Source organism: Pontibacter anaerobius (assembly GCF_026241195.1).
GTDB classification, from domain to species: domain Bacteria; phylum Bacteroidota; class Bacteroidia; order Cytophagales; family Hymenobacteraceae; genus Pontibacter; species Pontibacter anaerobius.
Genome location: NZ_JAPFQO010000005.1, coordinates 159831 through 183374 on the forward strand (window position 1 = coordinate 159831; position 23544 = coordinate 183374).

Sequence of the window (23544 nt, forward strand, 5' to 3'; positions counted from 1 at the left end):
ACTTGCGGAGAACAGCTGCCGATGTAAAAGCTTCACAAATGAAGTATAAAAGTGTTTCATAATAGCGGATTAACTAAACCAACGCACGCACATGGTTGACTGAAAATCAAAACCTTACCTTCGGGTGCTCACAACCTGCAGCTTATCGTTATTCTTTCCCAGGAGAAAGTATACTTCCCCCTTCGCATTCCTCACCTGCCCCATTCTCCGAACCTGCCCCTTTGTAAAGAAACCTGACTCTTTGGACTTTACTACATCATACAAGCCGTTCCCTTTGCCCTGCAGCACAAGGCCATAGTTTGCGTCATATTGTCCCAGTTCCGGCAGCACATCCAGGAAATTTCCGGCCAGCAGAATGTCCAGGTGTCCGTCCTGGTTGTAATCAAGCGTCTCGATGGCATGGATCGGGGAAAACTGCACCTCTACCGGCAGCGCTTTCAGGGAAAATTTCATGTTGCCGTCGTTAATCAGGAAGGAGGAGTTTGGGTTATCTACCTTTCTGACCACTGCCTTTTTCAGCTCTTCCTCGGGCAGTATCTCATGCAGCTGCTTACCGGCATAATCCACATGCTTTACAAATTTCTTTTTGATGCTGGGCACCTGCTTCTGCAGGTCCTGTTTCAGGATCATAGGGTACGCCTTGCCATCCTCAGCATAGCAGTTGATGATCTGCTCAACGGTGCCATTCCCTTCAAAGTCGTGCACATACATCTCCACGGGCTGCTTCTGACTGGCTGCCAGACGACTGTTACGCCCTAAGTTACCAAGTATAAAGTCCGTGTCGCCGTCGTTATCTACATCAGCTGTTTTAATGGTATTCCACCAGCCGGAGGAGTTTGGCACCTCGGTTTTACTTTTTAGGCTTCGCCCTTTTTCATTCGCGAACACGGTAACAGGCATCCAATCTCCTACCATTACCAGCTCCGGGTATGTATCACCGTTCAGGTCTACCCATACTGCTTCAGAGATCATGCCCAGCTCATTTGCGGGCAAATACCGCTTGGTGTAGTTTTTAAAATTACCGGTGCCATCGTTCACATAAAGGTAGCTGGGCGGAGCATACCCGTAGCCTCCCGGAATCATGCGCCCCCCAATAAACAGATCAATGTCCCCGTCCTGGTCAAAGTCTGCAGCGGCTACACAGGAGGCATTTGTTTCCAGGTTGGGCAACCTGTTCTCCTTTTTGAAATTCCCCTTCCCGTCATTTATGTAGAGCCTGTCCAGCAACTGAGGCGCGTTAGCCACAAACTCATTGCTGCCTGTCACCACCATCAGGTCAAGGTCACGGTCGCCGTCGGCATCAAAGAACTTCGCCGCTATATCCTCAGAAGCCCTGTCCGCTTCAAAAACAACTGAGGCGGCCTCCACAAACGTACCATCCTTTTGCTGCAGGAACAGCTTCTTGTCGCCCCCTGCTGCACCACCTACATACACATCGTCCAGTCCGTCACCATTTACATCTCCCGTGGCCAGCGCAGGCCCTTGAGTAGAGAACATCTGTTTTAGCAGTGCATCCCGGTTATAGTCCACAAAATTGCTCTCCTGATGCGCATAAGCCAGTTTTACAGCCTCTGTGGCATCATAGAATGGCTTGCCCGGGTTCTTTTTTTCAGGAGTGTACAGTTTGTCTGCCTGCTGGTAACCAAGTATAAGATCCTGGTCAGGCTTCACCTGCTGTAGCACCTGCATGTTATCGTCCGGCCATATCACCCGGACAGAATCTATCACAGCCTCTTTGCCTAAACCGAACACGAGCGTCAGGTCTACAGACGACTCGAAGCCGCGGTTTGGCATTTGCTGCAGGTATACCGTTTTACCCGGCTGATACACGTATACTTTTGCCCCTATCCCATTCAGGTTCGCTTGCCCCCCCTTTAGCTTCACCCGCAGAAAGTGGTTGCCCAGCCTTTCAGAGGCATTGTTTTTATAGATGGACACCGGCATGTTCACGTTGTTTACAACCAGATCCAGGTCACCGTCGTTATCCAGGTCGCCGTAGGCAGCGCCGTTAGAGAAACCCGGCTTGCCCAAGCCCCAGTTCTTTGCCTGGTTTTCAAACTGCAGGTTGCCCTTGTTCTGGAACGCATAGTTCGGGATAGGCGTGGACGTCATTTTGGAGATCAGCTCTTTATTATACTTATAACCGCCGCCTCCTTCTGCCGCTTTGCGCATCGTTTCCTCGTTGCCCAGAAAGTTCACAAAATCCTGGTCCGTCAGGTCCTGGTAAATCCCGTTGGCCACAAAGATGTCTTTCAGTCCGTCGTTGTCCATATCGAACAGCAAAGCGCCCCAGCTCCAGTCGGTAGCATGCACCCCCGCCAGGCGGGCCACCTCGCTAAAGGTATTGTCGCCATTGTTGAGATGGAGCATGTTCTGCATGTACTGGTAATGAAAATCGCGTGACAGCTTTAGCTGCTGCAGATCATAGTTCTCGTAGGTAGAGGTTCTTTTCAGCCTGGCATCGTTGCCAGGGAGCATATCCGTTACAAAGATATCCTGGTACTCGTCGTTGTTGAGGTCGGCTATATCCGCCCCCATCGAGGAAAGGCTTTCATGAGGCATCCACTCTTTACTGGCTTCTGTGAAGGTGCCGTTCTGGTTGTTGATGTAGAGGTAATCCCGCTCGTAGAAATCGTTGGAGATGAAAATATCCAGCCAGTTGTCGTTGTTCACATCTCCGATGGTAATGCCCAGGCCGAACCCGATCAGGCTGCCATATATCCCGGCCTCTTCACTTACATCAGTAAAAATTCCGTTGTCGTTGCGGAGTAGTTTGTCGCCGCCCAGGCTGTTGCGTTTGGTGCGGAGATTGGTATACCCTAAGCTACTTACCGGATAAGAACTGTTGTTGAGCAGGTAAACATCCAGGTCGCCATCCCGGTCGTAGTCAAAGAAAGTAGCGTGCGTAGAAAAGCCTTCATCATCCAGGCTATAAGCCGTGGCTTTTTCGGAAAAAGAAGGTATACCCTGGCCGGTGATACCGTTATTTATGAAAAGCTCGTTTTTACGGTTATCACCGTTTACCTCTCCTGCATTACAGACATAAATATCCAGCAGTCCATCCCCGTTCACATCGGCCATGGTCACCCCTGTACTCCAGGCCTGGTTGCCTCCTACCCCTGCCAACTCGGTTACATCCTCGAACTTGAAACCGCCCTTGTTCAGGTATAGCCTGTTCTGTCCTGTGTTCGAGGTAAGGTAAATATCCGGCAGGCCGTCATTGTTCACATCACCGATAGCCACGCCACCACCATTGTAGAAGTTGCGGTAGTTAAAGATGTTCATCTCCTCGTTGCTTTCCACATTGTTGATGAAGTCAACGTTAGTGGCAGAAGCAGCGAGCTCCTCGAACAGGGTGGCTTCCTGCCGTGGAGTTTTCTTATTACAGGCAAAGCACAAGATAAGGAGGAGGCCAAGTGTTGCCTTAGGATTAATTCTTTTTACCATTGCCCGACAAAAGCTCACACGTAATAATATAATACCATACTCTAATATACAGAAAGGAAGTAAGTTCTACAACTTACTTCCTTTCCAATAAGCTTACAGCTTTAGTGTGTTAGTTAATAGCCCGGGTTCTGTTTTAGGTTAGGGTTATTGGACAATTGCTGTGCAGGAATTGGGAACAGGATGCGGTGCGGCTGCGTGTTAGTTTTAAACTGCCAGGTGCTACCTGTATACTTACCAAAACGGATCAGATCGTTTCTTCGCCAGCCTTCCCAAGCCAACTCTCTGCCGCGTTCCTCCAACAGCGTATCCAGTGTTATGGATGTGAGCGGAGCAACATCAGCACGTTCGCGCACCTCGTTTACCAGCAGCAATGCTTCTCCTGCATTACCCAGGCGCAGCAGCGCCTCTGCTTTCATCAAAAGTACGTCGGCATAGCGGAAAACAACTAAGTCATTGTCCTGGTCGTTGCGGCTGTTATTACGTTGCACTTCATACTTCACGTTGCGCACCCCCTCATTCTGAAGGGCTCTTTCGAGAGAAGATATCTCCGGTGTAAAAACCAAGTCCTTTTCTTTGTTGTCGACAGCATCAGTGTACGTGATCACTTGTCCGCTGTTATCCAACTGTGGGCCGGCCAACCACATGGCTTTCCGTTTATCAGTATCTGAGAACTTATTGTAGAACTCTGCCCTGGTTGCAAAACCATTCCAAGGACTGGCTGCCAATCCGTACACTACCCCCTGCGCATAGTGCAGGGTTCGCATTTGCATGTTCATACCACCTGCCAATACCTTGTCGTACGGGATCACGAATATATTCTCTTTGTAGGTGTCTGCGATGCGCACATTGTTAACCGCAAAGTTTTCCAGATAATCATCATTAAGAGCAAAACCAGCAGGTGAGTTTATCACGGCATTGGTAGCATCCAGGGCCTTCTGCCACTGTGGCGTACCTGTATACACTTCGGCATTCAAATAAAGCTTAGCCAAAAGGGTATTGGCAGCCCCTTGCGTAAAGCGGCTGTATGTTGCCAAACCAGCATCCTCTCTCAGGTTTGGCAGAGATTCTAATATCTCCTTTTCAATAAAGTCATACACTTCCTGCCGGGTATTCTGAGGAGGGTTTCCGGGAGGGGTGTCTTCGGTCAGGATGGCAACATTGCCGAACATGTCAAGCAACCAAAAATAGGCGAAGGCACGCAACATCCTAACTTCACTGACAACGGTTTCCTTTCCCTGTACTTCCAGGTTATTGTTTTTTAGGCCTGCCAGGTTAATGTTAGCTGACGCAATAATACCATAAGCCCACTCCCAAGAGCCGTTCATCTGCCCTGGTGACACCGGAGTCCACTCATGCTTGGCCATTTGCTGCCATGACCCGTTGTCGTACCAGTCCGGGCCGCGGGTTGGCACCACCAGTTCATCTGTGGTGGCCTCGTTCAGTACGAGTACCGGGTCCAGGAAGCCTCGCAGCTGTCCGTAAGTAGACCCGACGATAGACAGAAACTCTTCCTCATTTGAGGGAAACTTGCTGGCTTCTGCCTGGTCAAACACCTCTGCATCCAGTTCACATGCCTGTACACCTAGCAGCACACCGGCCAGGGATGCAACAGTTAACACTTTTTTTATAGTATATCTTTTCATACGAAGTCTCTTGAATTAACCTTGATCTCTAAAACATTGTAATGGAGTAGCTTCTAAAGCGTTAAAGAAACTCCGAATGAGAAGGATCGCGTTCTTGGGTAAAAAGTAACCGGCTCAATTCCTGGGGAAAGGTTTGTTTCTATGTCTGATCCACCATAAATATCACGTGTTGCTCCCAGCCTTGGCTCAGGGTCAATGCCGCGGTAGCCTGTGATGACAAATGTGTTGTTACCCGCGATGTAAACCTGCATGTTGCTGATATACTTCCAAAACTCAGGTAGCTGGTAAGACAAACGGAAGTTATCCAGGCGCACAAAGTCGGCATCCTCTACCCAAAGGCTGGAGAAAGCGGGTGACAAGCCCTCCGGAATACCGGTTGAGAAGGCATCACTGATCACGTTATTACTAGGGAAACGGTTAGGGTTAGCAGAGTAAATATAAGGTCCATTCACGATCTGATGCCCTATAGCGCCCCTGAACAGGAAGTTAAAGCTGAAGCTTTTGTATGAGAAACTGTTGCCCCAGCCAAAAGTAAGGTCTGGGTTGGCATCGCCCAGATAATCGCGGTCCACACCGAATGGGTCATCGCCGCCGCCGCCTAAGTCTTTCCAGATATATCTCGGGCTACCATCTTCGTTTACGCCAAATCCTTCAAAAACAGGTCCGTAGAATTGGCCAATAGGTTTACCTTCCTGCAGCACCACCGGCTGCGCAATACCGCCCTGGCCGCTACCAAACCCTCCATATGTTCTGGGCGTGGTTGGGTCATATTCAAAGATTCCGGAACTCAGGGAAATGATCTCGTTCTTGTTGTGTGCCAGGTTAAGGTTGGTGTTCCACTGGAAGTCCCCTTTGTCCATCACGAGATAATCCAGGGCAAGCTCAATTCCTTTGTTGTTGATCTCACCTACGTTTGCCAGGATGCTGTTCGTAACGGCTGTTAATTGATCGGAGCCATATTTAGTACCTATAGCGATTGGGTAGTTAAAAAGCAGGTCTTTTGTATCCTTATTATAAAACTCCAGAGATCCGTTTAAACGGCCACCCAGGAAAGCAAAGTCCACACCTATGTTGGTCATCGCAGAAGTTTCCCACTTTAGATCCGGGTTAGCATTCTGGCTATAGGCATAGCCACGCTGGAAGCCGCCGTCAGTAAAATAGTACCCCCCAGGGCCATACAACAGACGTGAAGCATAATCCGCAATACCTTCCTGGTTGCCTGTCACACCATAACCTACACGCAGTTTCAGGTCATCTATAAAAGACACTCCCTGCATAAAATCCTCCTCAATGAGGCGCCATCCCACGGAAACAGAAGGGAACCATCCCCAGCGATTGTTTTCACCGAAGCGTGAAGAGCCATCACGCCGGATGTTGGAGGTTAGCAAATATTTGTCTTTATAAGAGTAGTTAAGGCGGCCGATGAGGCCAACGAGAATGGCTTCGGACTTGTAGGATCCAACTTCTCTGTTGGTAGAGTTTGTATCATCTATGTTGGCGTTACCAGCGTCCAGGTTGTTATACCCCAAGGCATTCGGGAACCTGCTGTTACCAGCACTAAATCCTTCGTTTGACAATTTTTGGTAAGTATAACCACCCAGCAACGTATATCGGTGGTCACCTGACTCCCTCTCATATTGGGCTGTAAGCTCCATCAACCTATCAATCACCTCTCTTTGAGAACGGTTTGCATAGGCAATGTTATTACCGTTTGCCTTAAAGGTACTTGGCCTGAAAAAGCCATTAAGGCTGTTAAAATTGTTTACAGAGGTGTTTACGCCTAACCGTAGCCCTTGCACAGGCTCTAAGTATACTTTCAGGTTAGCCAGCGTTTGCTTTTCACGTGCCTCATTAGTGATTTGCTGCATCCTGGCCACCGGGTTCTCGATTTCGAAACCTCCTGGTATTCTTGCACCGTTAAATTCATCAAAACCTTCAACCCCAGGCTGAAGGTAGGTGCCGTTATCGTTGTAAACCGGGAAGGTAGGATTAACCCTGCCAGCCGTCAGGAAAGAGAAATAGTCTACAAAGTTCTTGTTACTAACCTGCTGAGAGAGCAACAGCTGGATTTCCAGTTTATCGTCTAAAGCCTTTTGAGACAGATTCAGTCGCGAGTTAAGGCGGTCAAAACCGGAATTGATGGCAATACCTGGCTGATCGAGGTATACCACCGAGCCGCGGTAGTTAAAGTTATCCGTGCCTCCTGAAACAGCCACGCTATAGTTCTGGCTAATTGCCTTGCGGGTTATCTCATCAAACCAGTCGGTTCGTGCCCCATAGTCGTTAGCTGAAACGTCCAGGCCAAGTTCACTCAGTTTAGAAACATACTCATCCGGTGACAAGAAGTCCAGGGTTTTGGAAACCTCTTCCAGGCCAACGTAGCTGCTCACCTCTACGGTAGGTTTGCCAGGCTGACCACGTTTTGTTGTAATGATAATTACTCCGTTAGAGCCCCTTGAGCCATAAATGGCAGCTGCAGAGGCATCTTTCAGCACGTCCATGGAGGCAATATCTTCTGGCGCAACCGTATTCAGGTCTGCTCCAGCCACACCGTCAATAACGATAAGCGGTTCACTGTTGGCGCTCAGGGATGATGTTCCTCTCAAGCGGATTGCAGGACGGTTGTTGGTTGGGTCACCGCCTGATGAAACGATATTAAGACCTGCCACTTTACCCTGCACAGCCTGCATGGGGTTGTTAATAACGCCATTGTTCAGGTCTTCTGCTGAAACGGTGGCAGTTGCCCCGGTAACATCGGCCTTTTTCTGTGTGCCATACCCCGTAACAACTACCTCTCCGAGTGCTTTAGCATCGGTAGCCATGGTAACGTTAATAACGGATTGGTTATTGATCGGCACTTCCTGTCGCTGGTAACCTAAAAAGGAGATAACCAGGGTGCCGTTAGGGTCTGGCACGTTCAACGTGAAGTTACCGTTTGCGTCTGTGGCAGTACCTATTGTGGTTCCTTTAACAAGCACAGTGGCACCAGGTATACCCGCACCGGTATTGTCTGTAACTTTTCCTTTAACCTCTACCCTTTGCTGCTGCACCAGAGAGAAATCGCTTAACGTGTTTGGCACTTCTGCCAGCGCATAACCTTGGGAAAAACAAAGGGAAGCCAATAATACCGCGAGCACCCTCTTCTGCGGCAGACATCTTAAGGGCGTGCCTTGGAACAGCACACCGGGGGTAAAGTAGATTTTTCTCATACTATGGCTTTAAGGAGTAACACTTTAAATTTATATTCAGAACGCTTACTGGCGTATCTTAAAATCTATGTACAAAGTGTGCCATACATGTTGCAAGTACACACTCAAAGTCTACTCATGCTCATGCAGATTAGCTGGCGTTTATTGTTATGTTACAATAGCAAGCCCCCAACCAAGCTACATTAAAGTATAACCTCTCTCCTTCTGCCAACAATAGTATTACTGCAAATACTTAACAAACCTACAAAAAGTTTTATATAAATATATAAAATACACCTTATAAATAATGATTACTCACTCAGTGTTTAAACACAAGATTAACAACCACATACACCACACACCAAACTCTACCATGCTCTAAAAAAATACAGGTAACGCCTGCATACCCCCACAGAGACAAGTATGAATTACAACATCTAAAATCACCAAAGCCTACCCCAGCACAAGCCAGCAAGTAGGTTACGCCATGCTCTCAGAAAAACGGGAAAACAGAACTGGCAGGGGCTATCCCAACCTGTATGAAATTAAAACACATGAGTTAACCCTGCTGTTACGTTGATTAATGCCGCTTATAATGCCAACTCAACAGTAGCAATGCCGTTTATAAAAATGTGTTGCATGGTTACTTCTCAGCCATTATGTACCAACACGTTTGTTTTACCAAACACATGAAAGCTATGACAAAAGGACATAATCAAAACCTGAATAAGCAGAGCCAGCCGCACGCCAAGAGCTCCGACGACAAAAAAGAGAACCGCCACCTAAGCGACCAACAGCAGAACAAGAGCCCGAACCAGGGCCGCAACGAGAACAAAGAGCAGTCTGGCGGCACAAAAGGCAAGAACGCCATCTAAATTTAAGCTTATAAAAACGGGCAGTCCCGGCAGTTTATACTTCTGCCGGGGCTGCCCGTTTTAAAATATGATTTACAACTAACGCTTGTCCTTCTTCCTGTCCTCGTAAGCGTCTTTGGCTTCGCGGCTTTTTTTCAAGGTAGCAAACTCAACCTGCAAGGCGGCGATCTTAATTTTATCACCGGTGTTCAGCAGGTCCAGCACCTCAGATTTACGGTTGTTCAGCTCCCCCACCACAAACTCGGCGTAAGCCCAGTCTTGCAGGCTCCAGTCCTGGCGATAGGTGCGGGTATACTCCAGTGCCCGGTTAAAGGCATCGCGCAGGTGCACAGGTTTCACTTTGCTGATGTTCGTGGTGCCAGCCATCTCTCGCTCCCAACGCTCCAACTCACGCCCGTCCAGGTCTACCAGTTCGCTCTCATGCCGTTCCTCCCAAGCTTCGTAGCGCTGCTTATAATCGTTGTACTCGCTCCTGGATTTCTCCGAAAGCTTCTTGCTGTTACTGTCCAAGCTATAAGTCAGCTCCTTAAACTCTTTTTTTACCGTTGGCCACTCGGCAGCCAAGGTGCTATCGGCCTGTCCACTACGCTTCTGCATCCAGGCACGCAGGTCAGCCAGGTCGCGCTCCAGTTGCGACTGCGCCTGTGCCATGCTAAAAGTCAGTAAGGCCATAGCGGCTGTAAGCAATAATTTCAGAGGTCCTTTCATAGTAGTCAGTGATTAGAATATAAACTTTAACAAGCCACTCCCGTAAATATTGTGCCACAATTATATTCCTTACCGGAGAAATATTTCTGCCGCAAAAGCAATCCGGCCGGAAGGCTGGTAACAAAACCATAACATCAAGCTGCGTCGGCTGTTCTATACTTATACAAAAAAACCTCGTTTATACTTATTAAGCAACTATACTTTACAGCCATACACGTGTGGCAACAACACAGTTTATGAGTAAAAACCCTAAAGGCAACTTTCACGAGACAGTAGTCTCCATAAGCAGCAGCGATGACGTAAAGCTGAGCGTGAACGATTTTCCGTTCAAGACAACGCTTAGCCTGGGCCCGCTTATCTCGTATTGGGAGGATAAAGTAAAGCATGACCCAAGCTGCAACGCCGACCGAATCCGTGACCTTATAAACCTGCTACGCAGCACGCCAGAGCTGATGGGCTCTATACAGGATGTATCGGTTATAGATAAATACATAGACACGGTTGATGTGCTGATGGAAGACATTTTTCCAGGGGCGTTGTGGGAGAATGACCTCAAGGCTGTGGCCGTACCTTTCCGGTTCCAAAGCTTTTACGCTACGCCAAAATTGGAGGAGCTGGAGCTGCTGGAAAGCGAAGACTCTTCTGAAAAACTGGACCTGGACCGCAAAACACTGCTTTTCCGCCTCATTCTGCAAGCTTATACCATTATTCTGGGCAAGTTTTACAAGGCTAACTTTGTAATAGATGAGCCTTTTGTGTTTACTGTGCACGATAAGTTTACAGGGCTGCCGCGCCACTACAAAGTAGATGTAGACCTTAAGTTTATGGAGGTGAAGGCCAAAAGCGAGGTAAAACCGCTGAAGCCCCAGCAGATCAATTTCCTGATAAACCGCTACAACAACCTGGACCTGTGGATGCAGATGCTCCCCCCGGAAAACTTCGAGTTCAGCGGCTTCGCCATCTTCGATTTTACCGATGTAACCATGGAGGAAACGATCTCCTCCCTGCGCTACGACTTGCTGGACAAAGACTCTGTGAGCTCTGAGGAAGGCTTTATGAGCCTGCAGGAAAAGCTGCGTGTGCTTTTCGGCCTGCCCGGCATACAGCTTGGGTTTGCCTCCTGCCCCAACCTGCGCGAGTTTGACACCAGCTACGCCCGCCGCATCTGGAGCGGCCTCATTCTGACACAGGACTGTGAATTATCGCTAAGCGACTTAAAGGGATCTATTTATGAACCCGTGCTGGCCCAGGGAAACACTGTAGTGGTGGAGGACCTAAAAGTGCTGCCACACCCCACGCGCATGGAGCAGAAACTGCTGGAAATGGGTCTGCGCAACCTTATCATAGCGCCGCTGCAGTACGAGGGAACCACCATCGGTCTGATGGAGCTGGCCTCTCCCATCCCCGGCGAGCTGAACGCTTTGTCCACCATCAAGCTTAAAGAGATACTGCCGCTGTTTGCCCTGGCCATGAACCGCAGCCTGGAAGAATTGCGCAGCAGCATACAGAGCATCATTAAAGAGAAGTATACAGCCATACACCCCATTGTAGAGTGGCGCTTTACGCAGGCAGCCATCAACCTGCTCGAGAAAATGGAGCGCAACAACAGCCCGGAGATCGAGCCGATCATATTCCGCGAGATTTTCCCGCTCTACGGCTCTTCTGATATCCGCAGCTCGGCCACGGAGCGCAACAAGGCCATACAGGGCGACATGCTGGAACAGCTGGTGCTGGCAAAGGAAGTTATACTTGCCGTGAAAGACAAGATGCCCCTGCCCATACTCGACGAGCTGATGTTTAAGATAGATAACCTCTCACAAGGCATTCTGCACGAACTGAGTTCAGGCGATGAGGTAGTCATACTTGATTTTCTGCGCGCTGAGATAGAGCCGCTTTTCGATTACTTCCTGAGAAAAGAACCGACCGCGGAGCAGGCAATACAGGGATACCGCACGGCCATCAACAACCCCTACAAGGCAGTGTATAACAAGCGCCGCGCCTACGAGGAAAGCCTGTTCATGATCAACGAAACCATCTCCAGTTTCCTGGACCGGGAGGAGGAGAAGGCACAGCAGATCTTCCCCCATTATTTCGAGAAGTACAAAACCGATGGTGTAGAGTATAACATTTACATAGGGGCCTCGCTGCTGAGCTCCGGCGACTTTCAGCCGATTTACCTGAAGAACATGCGCCTGTGGCAGCTCATGCTGACCTGCGAGATCGCCCGCCGCATACAGAAACTGCGCGCCAGCCTGAAGCTGCCGCTGGAGATCACGCAGCTTATACTGGTGCACTCCGACGCAATCTCTATCCGGTACAGGCTGGACGAGAAAAAGTTTGACATTGAGGGCGCCAACAATATCAGTTACGAGATCATAAAGAAGCGCATAGACAAGGCCAATGTGCGCGGCACCGAAGAACGCCTGACGCAGCCCGGCAAGATCGCGATTGTGTATACCCAGCAAAAAGCCAAGCAGGAGTACATGCGATACCTGGAGTTTCTGCAGTCGGAAGGATACATCAGGGAAGAGGTGGAGCACCTGGAGGTGGAGGATTTGCAGGGGGTGCAGGGCCTGAAAGCGATACGTGTATCCATTAACCTGCAAGAAGAGCTGCGCCACAACATCGATGCCGGCGACGAACTACTGAGCATAGCGCAGTCCGCCAGCCTGAACTAGGGAAAATGCAAGTATAAAATATTCATAATATCATATTTAACAAATAATTTCAACTTTTTACCATTGCCTAAACCAGCACTCTAACACACACAAATACACTATATATCAACAACTTAAACACATCATCACTCTAATCAACTCACAAGGCCTGAAATATTTATTCACGACAAGTGCAATTTTTTAAAAAAGGATTGCGTTCTCAGGGGGACTTGCAAGGCACAGGCTGCCGGCAAGTGTTGTTTCATCAAATCAACTTTTAGCCCAATGAAACTGAGAAACAAATTTATGCCTGCTATGCTGATGTTAGGTGTGGTGGCGTTTAGCTCTTGCGACAAGCAGGAAAATGAATCAATCCAGCCCGAGCTGGAGCAGGGAATGATCTCCCACATTCTGGCAGACTCTGCAGAAGTAAGTTCTTACAACTTTGCCGGCAAGCAGCTGAGCCAGATCAACCACTTTGATGTGGAATCAGGCGACCTGGCAAGCTTTGAGAAGTTTGAGCGCGACTCAAAAGGACGAATACTGAAGAGCAGCACCTACTCAGGCGACAGCAAGACTTTGCTTTCGGAGCAGAATTTCACGTACAACACTAACGGGGAACTGACCAAAAGCAGCATGGCCTACTACAGCGGCAGCAAACTGGAGTATACCGCCTACGCCACCTACGAATACGACACGAATAACAAGCTGGAGAAAAAATCTGTTTTTGAAGGGAAAGACACAGATAACCAGGGAAAGCTGAAGTCCTACACCACGTATGAGGCATTACCAAACGGCAACTACATACAGGAAAAGCAGTTTGTGATAGACGATAAGAACGAAGCTAAGCTGTTCTCGACCACTACCAACTCTTTCGACGCCAGCGTGAACCCGTTTCATACTTTAGCCGAGCCTGGCACTGCCAGCAGCCCTAACAACCTGGTGGCAACATCTACGGTGGTGCACAACAGCAAGAAGACGTACAAGTATAGCTACTCGTATACTTACGATGAGCGTGGCTACCCGCTTACGCAAACCGTGGTATCTCCAGACGGCGACCGCCAGACGTATAAGTACCTGTACAGCAACTAATACAGAAGAAGCTACATTAGCAGCAGCGGCCCCGGGCATTGTTCTGGGGCCGCTGCTGTTTTTTTATACCAGCCCGTGATGTGCCTTCGTTATTGCAGAGATATCCACAGAATTAAGTATATTGGGTACAAAACAACGAAACACCATGGCAAAAACGAAAATAACGGTAAACAATAACGGATCGCTGCGAGTAGAGGGCGATGACTTTGAGATAGTAGATAAAGACGGTAACACCTACGGTTTGGGCGGGCGCACGCTCGTATCCATCTGCCGCTGCGGCCTGTCTAAGAACAAGCCATTCTGCGACGGCTCCCACAAAGGCCACTTCGAGCACAACGCCGAGGCTTTTGATCTTCCGCCTAAAAAATAACACAACCTATGGCTGAGCGCCTGGTAACCATTGCCACCTTTAACGAGCTTACTGAGGCTCACATACTGAAAGGACGCCTGGAGGCGGAGGGTATACTTTGCTTTCTTGGCGACGAGCACATTGTGGGGGTGCAGCCTTTTTACTCTGTGGCTGTGGGCGGTGTTAAACTAAAGGTAACCGAAGGCGATGTGATGGAGGCCAAATCCATACTTAGCCGCATACAGGAGGGCGCCAGCGAGTTTGATTACGACACCATTGAGATGGCTCCGCCCATGCAGGAGCACCCGGAGGCACGCACCTGCCCCAACTGCGGTTCCGACAATGTGGCCGAGGAAAAGTATAACAAAACAGTGTTTGGCCTCAGTTACCTGCTGCTGGGTTTTCCGGTGCCGTTTATGAGCCGGAAGTATACCTGCTATAACTGCCGCCATACCTGGAAGGAAAAGAAATAAGAAAGGGAGCCCCACGAGGCTCCCTTTCTTATTTATACGCAGCAATCATACTTATACATTCTCTGCAAAAGGTATCGGGAAGCTCACCCACACGTCATCCCCTCCCCTGTCTATCGGCAGCTGCCCCAACCGGTTGTAGCGGCGCATGTCTATCCAGCGGTGGCCCTCAAAGTATAACGAGAAACGGCGCTGCTCCAGCATCTCATTAATCAGCGCCTGCTCCGTTACAGGACCGGTGTAAGGCTGCAAACCATGGCCTGTACGGATAATATTCAACGCCCTGACGGCTTCACCTAAATCACCTGTTTGGATGTTTGCCTCCGCATAGATAAGTATGAGCTCCTCATTGCGGATGATCGGCACCGGATCGGTGTTGGTGGCATAAAGGGCCACATCATACCTGCCGGTCAGGAAACTCTGCGTCGCCGGTGCATTCCGCAACGATACTTTAGAGGCCCGGTCATCATTCGGAGCGATATCTTCAATATAACTCGGATGCGCGATACGTACCTCGCCTGCTGCATTCGGCGCAAAGTATAGTGGGTTTAACTGGTCGCCGGGCTGCGTACTGAACACGTAGTACACGCCATTGCTGAAGGCGCCATCCAGGTCAAAGAAGGAGGCCTGCAACAAGGTTAAGGCCTCGGCGTAGTTCTCCCGGTAAACGGCCACCCGGGCAGCAAGGGCACGGTTAAACTCCAGGAAACCCGATGGGGTACTGAAACCTTCAAATCCTTCGGAAAGCGGGAAAGCAAACTCGGTGCCTGCCTGCTGCAAATGGTCTGCCGCCTCGTCCAGCAGCCCCGATATCGCGGTTAAGGCAGCGGCTTTATCCACTATAGGCCCAAGGTTATCCGGATCCTCCACATCCAGGCGGATACCGTTCTCGTTCATCATTGTCAGGTTCATCAGCAGTTGGTGCGCCTTTATAGTCTTTGCAAAACCCAGGTAGCCCTGCCGCTGCTCTTCTGTAATCAGCTCCGTGTTAGTGGCCGCATCTATTAGGATGTTCGTGTTTTTAACTACCCGGTAGCGTGCCGACCAGGGGTTGGTGGTATAAAACGTATTGTTATCCAGCACAGCGTTGGCGGCCCCCAGCAGGTCTGAGGTAAAGCGCGGATCAGCACCGGAGAAACGGTAGTGCTCCCGCCCAATCACCCCCACATTATCATAGTAAGTACCCAATACATTGCGCATACCTGACTCAGTGCCAACAACCAGATTGTTCAGGTCATCCACGGTGGCATTCTCCCTCACCGACTCAATGGTGGGGTTATTCGGATCCGGAATGTCGTCCAACTCACAAGATGGCAGCACCAGCGCCATGGCCAAAAGCGCCACCACAGGCTTATATTTCAGTTGTTTTATATAATTCTTCATGATGATCATACTTTGTGTTAAAATCCGATTGAGAAGTGGAAGAAGTAGCGTCTGGCCGATGGGAACGGCGTTACATCGACACCAGTAGAGAGCCCGTTGCCACCGAAGTTAGATACTTCCGGATCGTAGCCATCGTAATCGGTAAAGGTTAGAATGTTATTGGCTGACGCACCCACACGAACCTGCCGGACTATTCCCCCGAAAGCCCTTTCCAGTAGCGGAGTTGGCAAAGTATAGTATAAACCCACCTCGCGCAGGCGCAGGTAAGAGGCATCCTGCACAAACGGCTCCGCTGATACGCCCAAGGCATCTATGCGCTCCTCAGCATTCGAAATGCCATCGCCATCATCGTCGTCATCGTAATCAAACGAGGTGCCGCCCAGGTCAGTCAGCAGCTGCGTCAGGTTTATGTTCTGGCCACCTTGCTTCCAGTGCAGCAGAAACGAAAAAGTCAGATTCTGCTTGATAGTAAGAAAATTGTGGAAATTCATTTGAAAATCTGGTGCGGCATCGCCCAGCTTCGCCACTCCCTCATCTCCTTTTATACCTACTATCTGTGTGGCCGACTCTCCCTCCTCTATAAAGAAAGTACCCAGCGTGTTACCAAACGCCCCGAGCGGGAAAGCAGGCACGTCCAGCTGCGTAATCTCAGATTCGTTCGTCCAGTAACTTACCTTAGAGTCCCATTTAAAGTTGGTTGTTTCCAAAGGCACCGTGCTGAGCGAGAGTTCTACGCCACGGTTCTGCAGTTCGCCGGCGTTTACTACCTGCGTCGTGAAGCCCGAGGCAGGCGGCGTGTTACGGATCAGGATCAGGTCGGACACTGTTTTAATGTAATAAGTGGCCTCAAACAGAATTCTGTTGTTCCACATGCCGATGTCGAAACCTGTCTCAAACTCCTTCTGCCGCTCCTGCTCAATGCCTTCGTTGCCTCGCTGTGCGTTAACAATGGAACCTGGGTTACCCCCGATGTTAGACGCGACAAGTGAGGTGAACTTGGCCCCAAACGGAGGGAAGCCGCCAGCCTCGCCATACGCGGCACGCAGCTTCACCATGTTAAAGTTGTCATAGTCCCAGAAATCGAAATTGGTCAGGTTCAGGGCTACGGAGAACTTTGGGAAAGCCTTGAATTCATTTACATCCGCGTTGTTAGAGGATTTATCCAGGCGCAAACCGGCAGTGGCAATAATGCGGTCACGCCAGTTTACCTCTTCCTGCATAAACAAGCCTTTGTTCCGCACCTTCAGCTGTGTCTGGTCTACCTCCACGGCTCCGGCCTGGTCCAGGTTACTCTGGGTACCGATCAGTTGCGTTGCCACGTTCAGCGTCAGGTCCTGGTTAAAGTTCTCCCGCGTTGCGCCCAGCGTTGTGGTCAGGAACAGTGAGTTGTCGGATAAGCTCAGGTTGTTTACCAGGAAAGCTGCGTAGTTAGTGTTCAGGTTATAATTGTTGCCCTGGATAGAGGCGCCCCCTGTGCCGTTACCAGCCGACTGGAACTGCAACAGCCTTGGGAACAGGGCTCTGGTACGCAGGTTGTAAAAATCCAGGCCAGCCCTGATAACCAGTTTGGTATTGCTCACGCCGCTCTCCTGCAGGTAACTGTTCAGTGTTAAACCTCCCAGGAAACGATCTGTGTTCTCCTCGTTCGTTATCAGGTCACGGGTCTGCAGAAAATTGGAGGCTCCAAAAGGGTTGTTAGGGTACAGACCGCTTTCATCCGGGAAAAGATCCACAAAACTTGGCGTGGACGACATAGCCACCCCAAAAGACACGCCCGCGTTATCGTTGTTTGTTAAGCCACGCTTTGCCGTAGAGTTAATGAAGTTTGAGCTCAGGCTGAAGTCAAACCGATCAGACACCACATGGTCCAGGTTGAAGCGAATAGACTTCTTCTCATATCCCGTCCTCCGTATAATGCCTTCCTCGTCCTGTATAAGTCCGCCCACAAAGAACCGGGTCTTGTCGCTGCCCCCGCTCACATTAAGCCTCGAACTGTAGAGCATGCCGGTATTGCCGTACAGCTCCTCCTCATAGTCTACTAACCTACCTGCATCGCGTGCGGCCACAAAAAGAGGCACTGCGCTAGCTCCAAAAGAGGCTTCTACACGCTCTTCGTTGAGGGTGCGCATACCCAGCAGGTTAGCCGCCTCGGCAAACCCTATATCCTGAGAGAAATCTATCAACGTTTTACCGGCCGCACCACGCTTGGTGGTGATAATAACCACACCCGCCGATGCCAGGGAACCATAGATAGCCGCCGCCGATGCCCCTTTGAGTATCTCTATACTTTCGATGTCATCCGGGTTCAGGTCGGCGATACGGTTCGAGGCGTTATCCTGGTTAGAAGAATTACCTCCGCCACTGGCCGCTGTTACCGCATTCAAGCCCGAGGAGATGGAAGAGTTATCCATAATAATACCATCCACCACGTACAGCGGCTGGGAGTTACCGAAAATAGAGGTGATACCACGCAGCTTCATGGCTATACCACCTCCGGGCGCACCCGAGTTTGACACCACGTTTGCCCCAACCAGTTTACCGCTGATAGCAGCATCCATGGTTTGCGGAGTGGTGATGCCTGTAATCTCCCGAGTGTTGATAGTGGAGACAGCATTGGCGGCGTTAGCCCGCTTAACCGTTGTGGCAAGGCCGGTTACCACTACCTCATCCAGGCTGGTGATGCTCTCCTTCAGTTGCACCTCCAGTTCGATAACGGCGGGGGTTATGTTAAAAGTCTGCGATGTGTAGCCGAGAAAAGAGAACGTAAGTTTTCCCGATTCAGTGGGCAGTGTAATGGTGTAGTTGCCGTCGGCATCGGTGTTTGTGCCAACAGTTGTGCCGGGCACGACCACGCTTACACCTGGCAAGGCCCTGCCAGAACCGGCATCCGTTACGGTTCCCTGTACGGTGGTTTGCCCAAACAAGGCAAATGGCACCAGAAATAGCAGCAGGACAAGCAGCTTAAGTGGGTAATGTCTTTTCATAGAGAAGGGATTAATTTGAGATATAAACCACTACACCACAGCTTTATACCTTATCTGCAGCTGTGGCAAGTATGATAAGGTATGCATACGGCCCAACTAAAAATAAGTATAAAATATAGAGCATTTGTTGAATATCATACTTCTATATCCCCTGCCTATACCTCGCCTGCCTCACCTGCCACAGTATAGTTTTAAGCTGGCAAAACACTTTACTTTTTAAAACACTACCCACAAAAAAACCGCAGCCATTTCTGGCTGCGGCTATACTTGTAATGGCTACTAAAAAGCTGTTTACCCTACCAACTCGTTTACATATTGTACATATTCCTCACGGGCTTCCTCCTGGCTTTTACCTTCCTGTTTTTTCCAGGCATCCCACTTGGCAATGTTTTTAAAGTCAAAGCCGCCCGGACGCTCCGTGTTCACGTCGCCTTCGGTGGCCTGTTTGTAAAGGGCGTACAGTTTCAGCAGCACGTCGTTGCTGGGGCGCTCAGGTAATGTTTTTGATTTAGCTACTGCGTTCTCAAACTCTTGTTGTGTGGCCATATTCTATACTTGTTTTGATATGCTGATTATTACCCAAGGTACAAAAAAGAACGCTGCATGCATAACTTTATACTTATTTTGTTTGATGGAGAATTTATATAAATTTATACACCCGTAGTAGCACCACGTTAACTGCACTCCGGAAAAGAGTTAAACTAACTAATCGTCACTATGAAATACCTGAAACCCAAAGCGGCTGCCTCGGCATCGCTTCTGGTTGCCTGCCTTATAGCAGGCTCCGGCTGCTCATCCAGCAACACGGGCAGTAGCACAACTGCCTCCACTACTGTGCCGGCCACTACAGAGGCTGCTGTTACGCGCACCGTGCCACAGCCGCCGGTGGCCAAGAAAGTACCCAAAGAACTCACCATGCACGGCCATACCCGTGTAGACAACTACTACTGGCTGAACGAGCGCGAGAACCAGGAGGTAATTTCTTACCTGGAGGCCGAGAACAAGTATACCGACACGATGCTGCACCATACCGAGGAGCTTCAGCAGCAGCTGTACGATGAGATTGTGGGCCGCATAAAGCAGAACGATGAGTCGGTGCCTTACAAGGACAATGGCTACTGGTATTTTGTGCGCTATGAGGAAGGGAAAGAGTACCCGATCTTCGCCCGTAAAAAAGGCTCCATGGAGGCAGAGGAGCAGGTAATGCTGAACGCCAACGAGCGTGCCGAGGGCAAGAGCTACTACAATGCTACCGGCCTGAGCGTGAGCCCGAACAACCAACTGCTGGCCTTCGGCGAGGACACCGTGAGCCGCCGCAAGTATACTATCCGTTTTAAAAACCTGCAGACCGGCGAGTTACTGGCCGATGCCATACCTAACACAACAGGCGGGGCCGTTTGGGCCAACGACAATAAAACTGTATACTACTCGGTAAAGGACCCGGCCCTGCGCTCTTTCAAGATCTTTAAGCACACACTGGGCACTCCGGCTGAGAAAGACCAGGAGATATTCCATGAGGCCGATGAGACCTACAGCACGTACGTGTATAAAACTAAGTCCGACAAGTATATCATCATCGGCAGCCATAGCACGATGGCCCAGGAGTACCGCTACATCGATGCCAACAAACCTGACGGTAAGTTTAAGGTGATTCAGCCACGCGAGCGCGGACTGGAGTATAGCGTAGACCACTTCGGCGACAACTTCTACCTTGTTACCAACAAGGATGGCGCCACCAACTTTAAGCTGATGCAGACGCCGGTGAGCAAGCCGGGCAAGGAGAACTGGAAGGAACTGATCCCACACCGTGAGGACGTTTTACTCGAAGGCATCGAGATCTTTAAGGATTACCTGGCACTGCAGGAGCGCAAAAACGGCCTGTCCGAGATCCGCATCAAGAGCTGGAAAGACCCGAAAACCGATTACTACATCGATTTTAATGAGGAAGCTTACACGGCCTACATCGGCAATAACCCTGACTTCGACAGCAAGGAGCTTCGCTTCGGCTACTCCTCTTTGACTACGCCATACTCCACCTACGACTATAACATGCAGACCAAGGAGCGTGAGCTGCTGAAGCGCGATGAGGTAGTAGGTGATTTTGACCCGAACAACTACGAAGCCAAGCGCATCTACGCCACCGCCGACGACGGCACCAAGATCCCGGTTTCGCTGGTTTACCGCAAAGGCCTTAGCCTGAACGGTGACAACCCGACACTGCTTTATGCTTACGGCTCTTACGGCAACAGCATGAACCCTGGCTTTAGCTCGGTGCGCCTCAGCCTGCTGGATCGTGGTTTCGTGTATGCCATCGCGCACATTCGTGGTGGTCAGGAGATGGGCCGCCAGTGGTACGAAGACGGTAAGATGCTGAAGAAGAAAAACACCTTCACCGACTTTGTTGATGCTTCCGAGTTCCTGATAGAGCAAAAGTATACTAACCCCGACAAGCTGTTTGCCATGGGCGGAAGCGCCGGAGGTCTGTTGATGGGCGCCGTGGTAAACATGCGTCCGGAGCTTTACAAAGGTGTGATCGCGGCTGTGCCGTTTGTGGATGTGGTAACCACCATGCTCGATACAAGTATACCGCTTACTACCGGTGAGTTTGATGAATGGGGCAACCCGGCCGAGAAGCAGTATTACGACTACATGCTATCTTACTCGCCATACGACAACGTAGAGGCCAAGGCTTATCCGAACATGCTTGTAACCACCGGCCTCCACGACTCGCAGGTGCAGTACTGGGAACCCGCCAAGTGGGTAGCCAAGCTGCGCGAGATGAAGACCGATGACAACATGCTGCTGCTGCACACTAATATGGAAGCCGGCCACGGCGGCGCCTCCGGCCGTTTCCAGCGCTACAAGGAGACTGCCCTGCAGTATGCCTTCCTGCTGAACCTGCTGGAGCAGGAGAATCAGTAAAGACCGGTGATAAAGGAGATTATATTGATTAGCTCGATTCCTTTTCTGCATTAGCAGACAGGCATCCAGAAATCACGAATATGACAAAGGGCCGCTGCCATTATATGGCAGCGGCCCTTTTTATTTGGGTTCTTCTATACCTAAAAATTCCTTTAATCACCGGCCTAACCTGTTGTCAAGACGATCTTGCCAAACTGCTTGCTCTCCTCCATGTAGCGCATGGCCTGCTCCGCCTCCTCCAGCGGGTACACGATATCCACCACCGGCCGAATCTCCTTCTCCTCTACCAGCTTTACCATATCAGCAAAATCCTGGGCGGTGCCCATGGTGCTGCCATAGATGGAAAGCTGCTTCCAGAACAACTCAGCCGGATTTATCTGCCCGATCATACCGGTGGTGCCTCCGTACATACCGATGCGTCCGCCTGGCTTGGCCAGCTTCACGAGCTGCACAAAGCCCTCTCCCGCCGCACTGTCTATTAGCACATCAAAGCCGCCCGTCTGCGCTTTCAGCTTTTTCCCCCAGTCTTCCTCCTTATAGTTGATACCTCCGGCAGCCCCAAGATCCTGCGCCAGACCTATCTTTTCCTCAGAACCAGAGGTAACCCATACTTCGGCGCCGGCGGCAAGGGCAAACTGAATGGCAAACAAGGCCACGCCGCCGCCTGCGCCGGTTACCAGCACCCGCTCTCCCTGCTGCAGCTGGCATTTGGTAAACAAAGCGCGATATGCCGTAACTCCTGCCAAAGGTATGGCTGCGGCTTCCTCAAAGCTAAGGTGCAGCGGCTTCTGATACAGATTAGCGGCAGGCACTTTTACATACTCTGCAAAGGCACCATCCTGCGGCATGCCTAGAATTTTATACTTGTCAGAGTGCGCCCTTGGGTTGTCGCCCCAGTCAGAAGAAGGGTCTACGATCACCTCCTGGTTCAGCCATACTTTATCCACGCCCTCCCCTAGCTCGGCTACCACACCGGCGCAGTCGGAGCCAAGTATGGCCGGGTACTTTTTTATAAAATACTTCCCTTTCTGTATCCACACATCGCGGCGGTTCAGGGCAGCGGCTTTTACCTGCACCACCACCTCGCCCGCACCGGCGGTTGGCTTTTCTTTATCTATAACGGTAAAGGGTTTGTTGATGTCTTCTAAGTATACTGCTCTCATGTTGTCTGCTTTTTGTGTTGATACGCACATGCCTATACAAAGATAGGATTTCCGGGATGAGTTGAAAGTATGGCCGCCGTTGGCATTTATACTTGCAGCCCCTATCTTGCACCCATCGCAACTGTATAACACTATGAGCAGCACAAGCTACCACATCCGCCAGGCTACCACCTTCGACCTACATACTCTTATGCAACTGGCAGAGGCTACCTGGGAGCCTACGTATCACAGTATACTTTCCAAAGAGCAGATCGACTATATGTTTGAGGTCATTTACTCGGCAGAATCGCTGGAGAGGCAGATGCAGGAGGGCCAGACGTTTCTGCTTCTGAATGAGGGAGAGCAGCCCGTAGGTTTTGCTTCTTTCTCGGTGAAGGACGGGGCCGGGCAAGTATACAAGTTGAACAAGATTTACCTGCTGCCAGAGACACAGGGCAAGGGTTACGGAAAGGTACTGCTAGAGGCCGTGGAGCAAGAGGTAAAGAAACGGGGTGCTACCATACTTGACTTGAATGTAAACCGCTACAACAAGGCAAAAGGCTTTTACGAGCGCTGCGGCTACCGGGTGTGGCAGGAGGATGATATCGCGATTGGCCCATACTGGATGAACGACTACATTATGCGCAAAGAGCTATAAATAAGAAAAGGGCGACCAATGGCCGC

The 23544-nt window shown here is 50.2% G+C and carries 15 protein-coding genes; 7 read left to right on the top strand and 8 right to left on the bottom strand.

The genetic code is table 11. The annotated features are described in order from the left end of the window. Positions 1-114: 114 nt before the first annotated feature. The 3 genes from OO017_RS08890 to OO017_RS08900 all read right to left on the bottom strand — a co-directional run bounded on the left by OO017_RS08890 (position 115) and on the right by OO017_RS08900 (position 8299). Positions 115-3447, bottom strand: coding sequence for a VCBS repeat-containing protein (locus OO017_RS08890; protein WP_266052126.1), 3333 nt, complete (start codon positions 3445-3447; stop codon positions 115-117). Between the two features lie 113 nt (positions 3448-3560). Continuing rightward, complete coding sequence (locus OO017_RS08895; RefSeq protein WP_266052127.1) at positions 3561-5090, bottom strand: RagB/SusD family nutrient uptake outer membrane protein; 1530 nt, start codon at positions 5088-5090, stop codon at positions 3561-3563. A 53-nt stretch (positions 5091-5143) separates the two neighbouring features. Then, positions 5144-8299, bottom strand: a complete 3156-nt coding sequence (locus OO017_RS08900) for a SusC/RagA family TonB-linked outer membrane protein (protein ID WP_266052128.1) — start codon at positions 8297-8299, stop codon at positions 5144-5146. Positions 8300-8976: 677 nt separating this feature from the next. Here OO017_RS08900 and OO017_RS08905 point away from each other — a divergent pair. Further along, positions 8977-9153, top strand: coding sequence for a hypothetical protein (locus tag OO017_RS08905; protein ID WP_266052129.1), 177 nt, complete (start codon positions 8977-8979; stop codon positions 9151-9153). A gap of 78 nt (positions 9154-9231) precedes the next feature. Here the strand turns inward: OO017_RS08905 and OO017_RS08910 are convergent, their stop codons facing one another. Further along, positions 9232-9861 (bottom strand): hypothetical protein, encoded by a 630-nt coding sequence (locus tag OO017_RS08910; protein WP_266052130.1) that lies wholly within the window; start codon positions 9859-9861, stop codon positions 9232-9234. Between the two features lie 236 nt (positions 9862-10097). Between OO017_RS08910 and OO017_RS08915 the strand changes: the two genes are divergently transcribed. The 4 genes from OO017_RS08915 to OO017_RS08930 all read left to right on the top strand — a co-directional run bounded on the left by OO017_RS08915 (position 10098) and on the right by OO017_RS08930 (position 14432). Continuing rightward, entirely contained in the window at positions 10098-12539 is a 2442-nt protein-coding gene (locus OO017_RS08915) for a GAF domain-containing protein (protein ID WP_266052131.1), read from the top strand. 264 nt (positions 12540-12803) lie between these two features. Continuing rightward, the gene (locus OO017_RS08920) at positions 12804-13610 is read left to right on the top strand and encodes a hypothetical protein (protein WP_266052132.1); all 807 of its coding nucleotides are present in this window, start codon (positions 12804-12806) and stop codon (positions 13608-13610) included. 145 nt (positions 13611-13755) lie between these two features. Further along, positions 13756-13980, top strand: coding sequence for a CDGSH iron-sulfur domain-containing protein (locus OO017_RS08925; RefSeq protein ID WP_266052133.1), 225 nt, complete (start codon positions 13756-13758; stop codon positions 13978-13980). A gap of 8 nt (positions 13981-13988) precedes the next feature. After that, positions 13989-14432 (top strand): putative signal transducing protein, encoded by a 444-nt coding sequence (locus OO017_RS08930; RefSeq protein WP_266052134.1) that lies wholly within the window; start codon positions 13989-13991, stop codon positions 14430-14432. Between the two features lie 51 nt (positions 14433-14483). On the opposite strand, the gene OO017_RS08935 is transcribed toward OO017_RS08930, so the two are convergent. The 3 genes from OO017_RS08935 to OO017_RS08945 form a co-directional block, all read right to left on the bottom strand. Then, entirely contained in the window at positions 14484-15812 is a 1329-nt protein-coding gene (locus OO017_RS08935) for a RagB/SusD family nutrient uptake outer membrane protein (protein WP_266052135.1), read from the bottom strand. Between the two features lie 17 nt (positions 15813-15829). Next, positions 15830-18796, bottom strand: a complete 2967-nt coding sequence (locus OO017_RS08940) for a SusC/RagA family TonB-linked outer membrane protein (protein WP_266052136.1) — start codon at positions 18794-18796, stop codon at positions 15830-15832. Positions 18797-19087: 291 nt separating this feature from the next. Beyond that, on the bottom strand, positions 19088-19342 hold the full coding sequence (locus tag OO017_RS08945) for an acyl-CoA-binding protein (RefSeq protein WP_266052137.1): 255 nt from the start codon (positions 19340-19342) through the stop codon (positions 19088-19090). 171 nt (positions 19343-19513) lie between these two features. Between OO017_RS08945 and OO017_RS08950 the strand changes: the two genes are divergently transcribed. Then, on the top strand, positions 19514-21718 hold the full coding sequence (locus OO017_RS08950) for a S9 family peptidase (RefSeq protein WP_266052138.1): 2205 nt from the start codon (positions 19514-19516) through the stop codon (positions 21716-21718). Between the two features lie 164 nt (positions 21719-21882). Here OO017_RS08950 and OO017_RS08955 read toward each other — a convergent pair whose 3' ends face one another. After that, positions 21883-22881: a zinc-binding dehydrogenase gene (locus OO017_RS08955; protein WP_266052139.1), complete on the bottom strand. Its 999-nt coding sequence runs from the start codon at positions 22879-22881 to the stop codon at positions 21883-21885. A 133-nt stretch (positions 22882-23014) separates the two neighbouring features. Between OO017_RS08955 and OO017_RS08960 the strand changes: the two genes are divergently transcribed. Next, positions 23015-23518 (top strand): GNAT family N-acetyltransferase, encoded by a 504-nt coding sequence (locus OO017_RS08960; RefSeq protein WP_266052140.1) that lies wholly within the window; start codon positions 23015-23017, stop codon positions 23516-23518. The last annotated feature ends 26 nt before the right edge of the window (positions 23519-23544 follow it).

Bases quoted from the DNA above. Each gene is read 5' to 3' on its own strand.
- OO017_RS08890 (WP_266052126.1), bottom strand. From the start codon at position 3,447: ATGGTAAAAAGAATTAATCCTAAGGCAACACTTGGCCTCCTCCTTATC.
- OO017_RS08895 (WP_266052127.1), bottom strand. From the start codon at position 5,090: ATGAAAAGATATACTATAAAAAAAGTGTTAACTGTTGCATCCCTGGCC.
- OO017_RS08900 (WP_266052128.1), bottom strand. From the start codon at position 8,299: ATGAGAAAAATCTACTTTACCCCCGGTGTGCTGTTCCAAGGCACGCCC.
- OO017_RS08905 (WP_266052129.1), top strand. From the start codon at position 8,977: ATGACAAAAGGACATAATCAAAACCTGAATAAGCAGAGCCAGCCGCAC.
- OO017_RS08910 (WP_266052130.1), bottom strand. From the start codon at position 9,861: ATGAAAGGACCTCTGAAATTATTGCTTACAGCCGCTATGGCCTTACTG.
- OO017_RS08915 (WP_266052131.1), top strand. From the start codon at position 10,098: ATGAGTAAAAACCCTAAAGGCAACTTTCACGAGACAGTAGTCTCCATA.
- OO017_RS08920 (WP_266052132.1), top strand. From the start codon at position 12,804: ATGAAACTGAGAAACAAATTTATGCCTGCTATGCTGATGTTAGGTGTG.
- OO017_RS08925 (WP_266052133.1), top strand. From the start codon at position 13,756: ATGGCAAAAACGAAAATAACGGTAAACAATAACGGATCGCTGCGAGTA.
- OO017_RS08930 (WP_266052134.1), top strand. From the start codon at position 13,989: ATGGCTGAGCGCCTGGTAACCATTGCCACCTTTAACGAGCTTACTGAG.
- OO017_RS08935 (WP_266052135.1), bottom strand. From the start codon at position 15,812: ATGAAGAATTATATAAAACAACTGAAATATAAGCCTGTGGTGGCGCTT.
- OO017_RS08940 (WP_266052136.1), bottom strand. From the start codon at position 18,796: ATGAAAAGACATTACCCACTTAAGCTGCTTGTCCTGCTGCTATTTCTG.
- OO017_RS08945 (WP_266052137.1), bottom strand. From the start codon at position 19,342: ATGGCCACACAACAAGAGTTTGAGAACGCAGTAGCTAAATCAAAAACA.
- OO017_RS08950 (WP_266052138.1), top strand. From the start codon at position 19,514: ATGAAATACCTGAAACCCAAAGCGGCTGCCTCGGCATCGCTTCTGGTT.
- OO017_RS08955 (WP_266052139.1), bottom strand. From the start codon at position 22,881: ATGAGAGCAGTATACTTAGAAGACATCAACAAACCCTTTACCGTTATA.
- OO017_RS08960 (WP_266052140.1), top strand. From the start codon at position 23,015: ATGAGCAGCACAAGCTACCACATCCGCCAGGCTACCACCTTCGACCTA.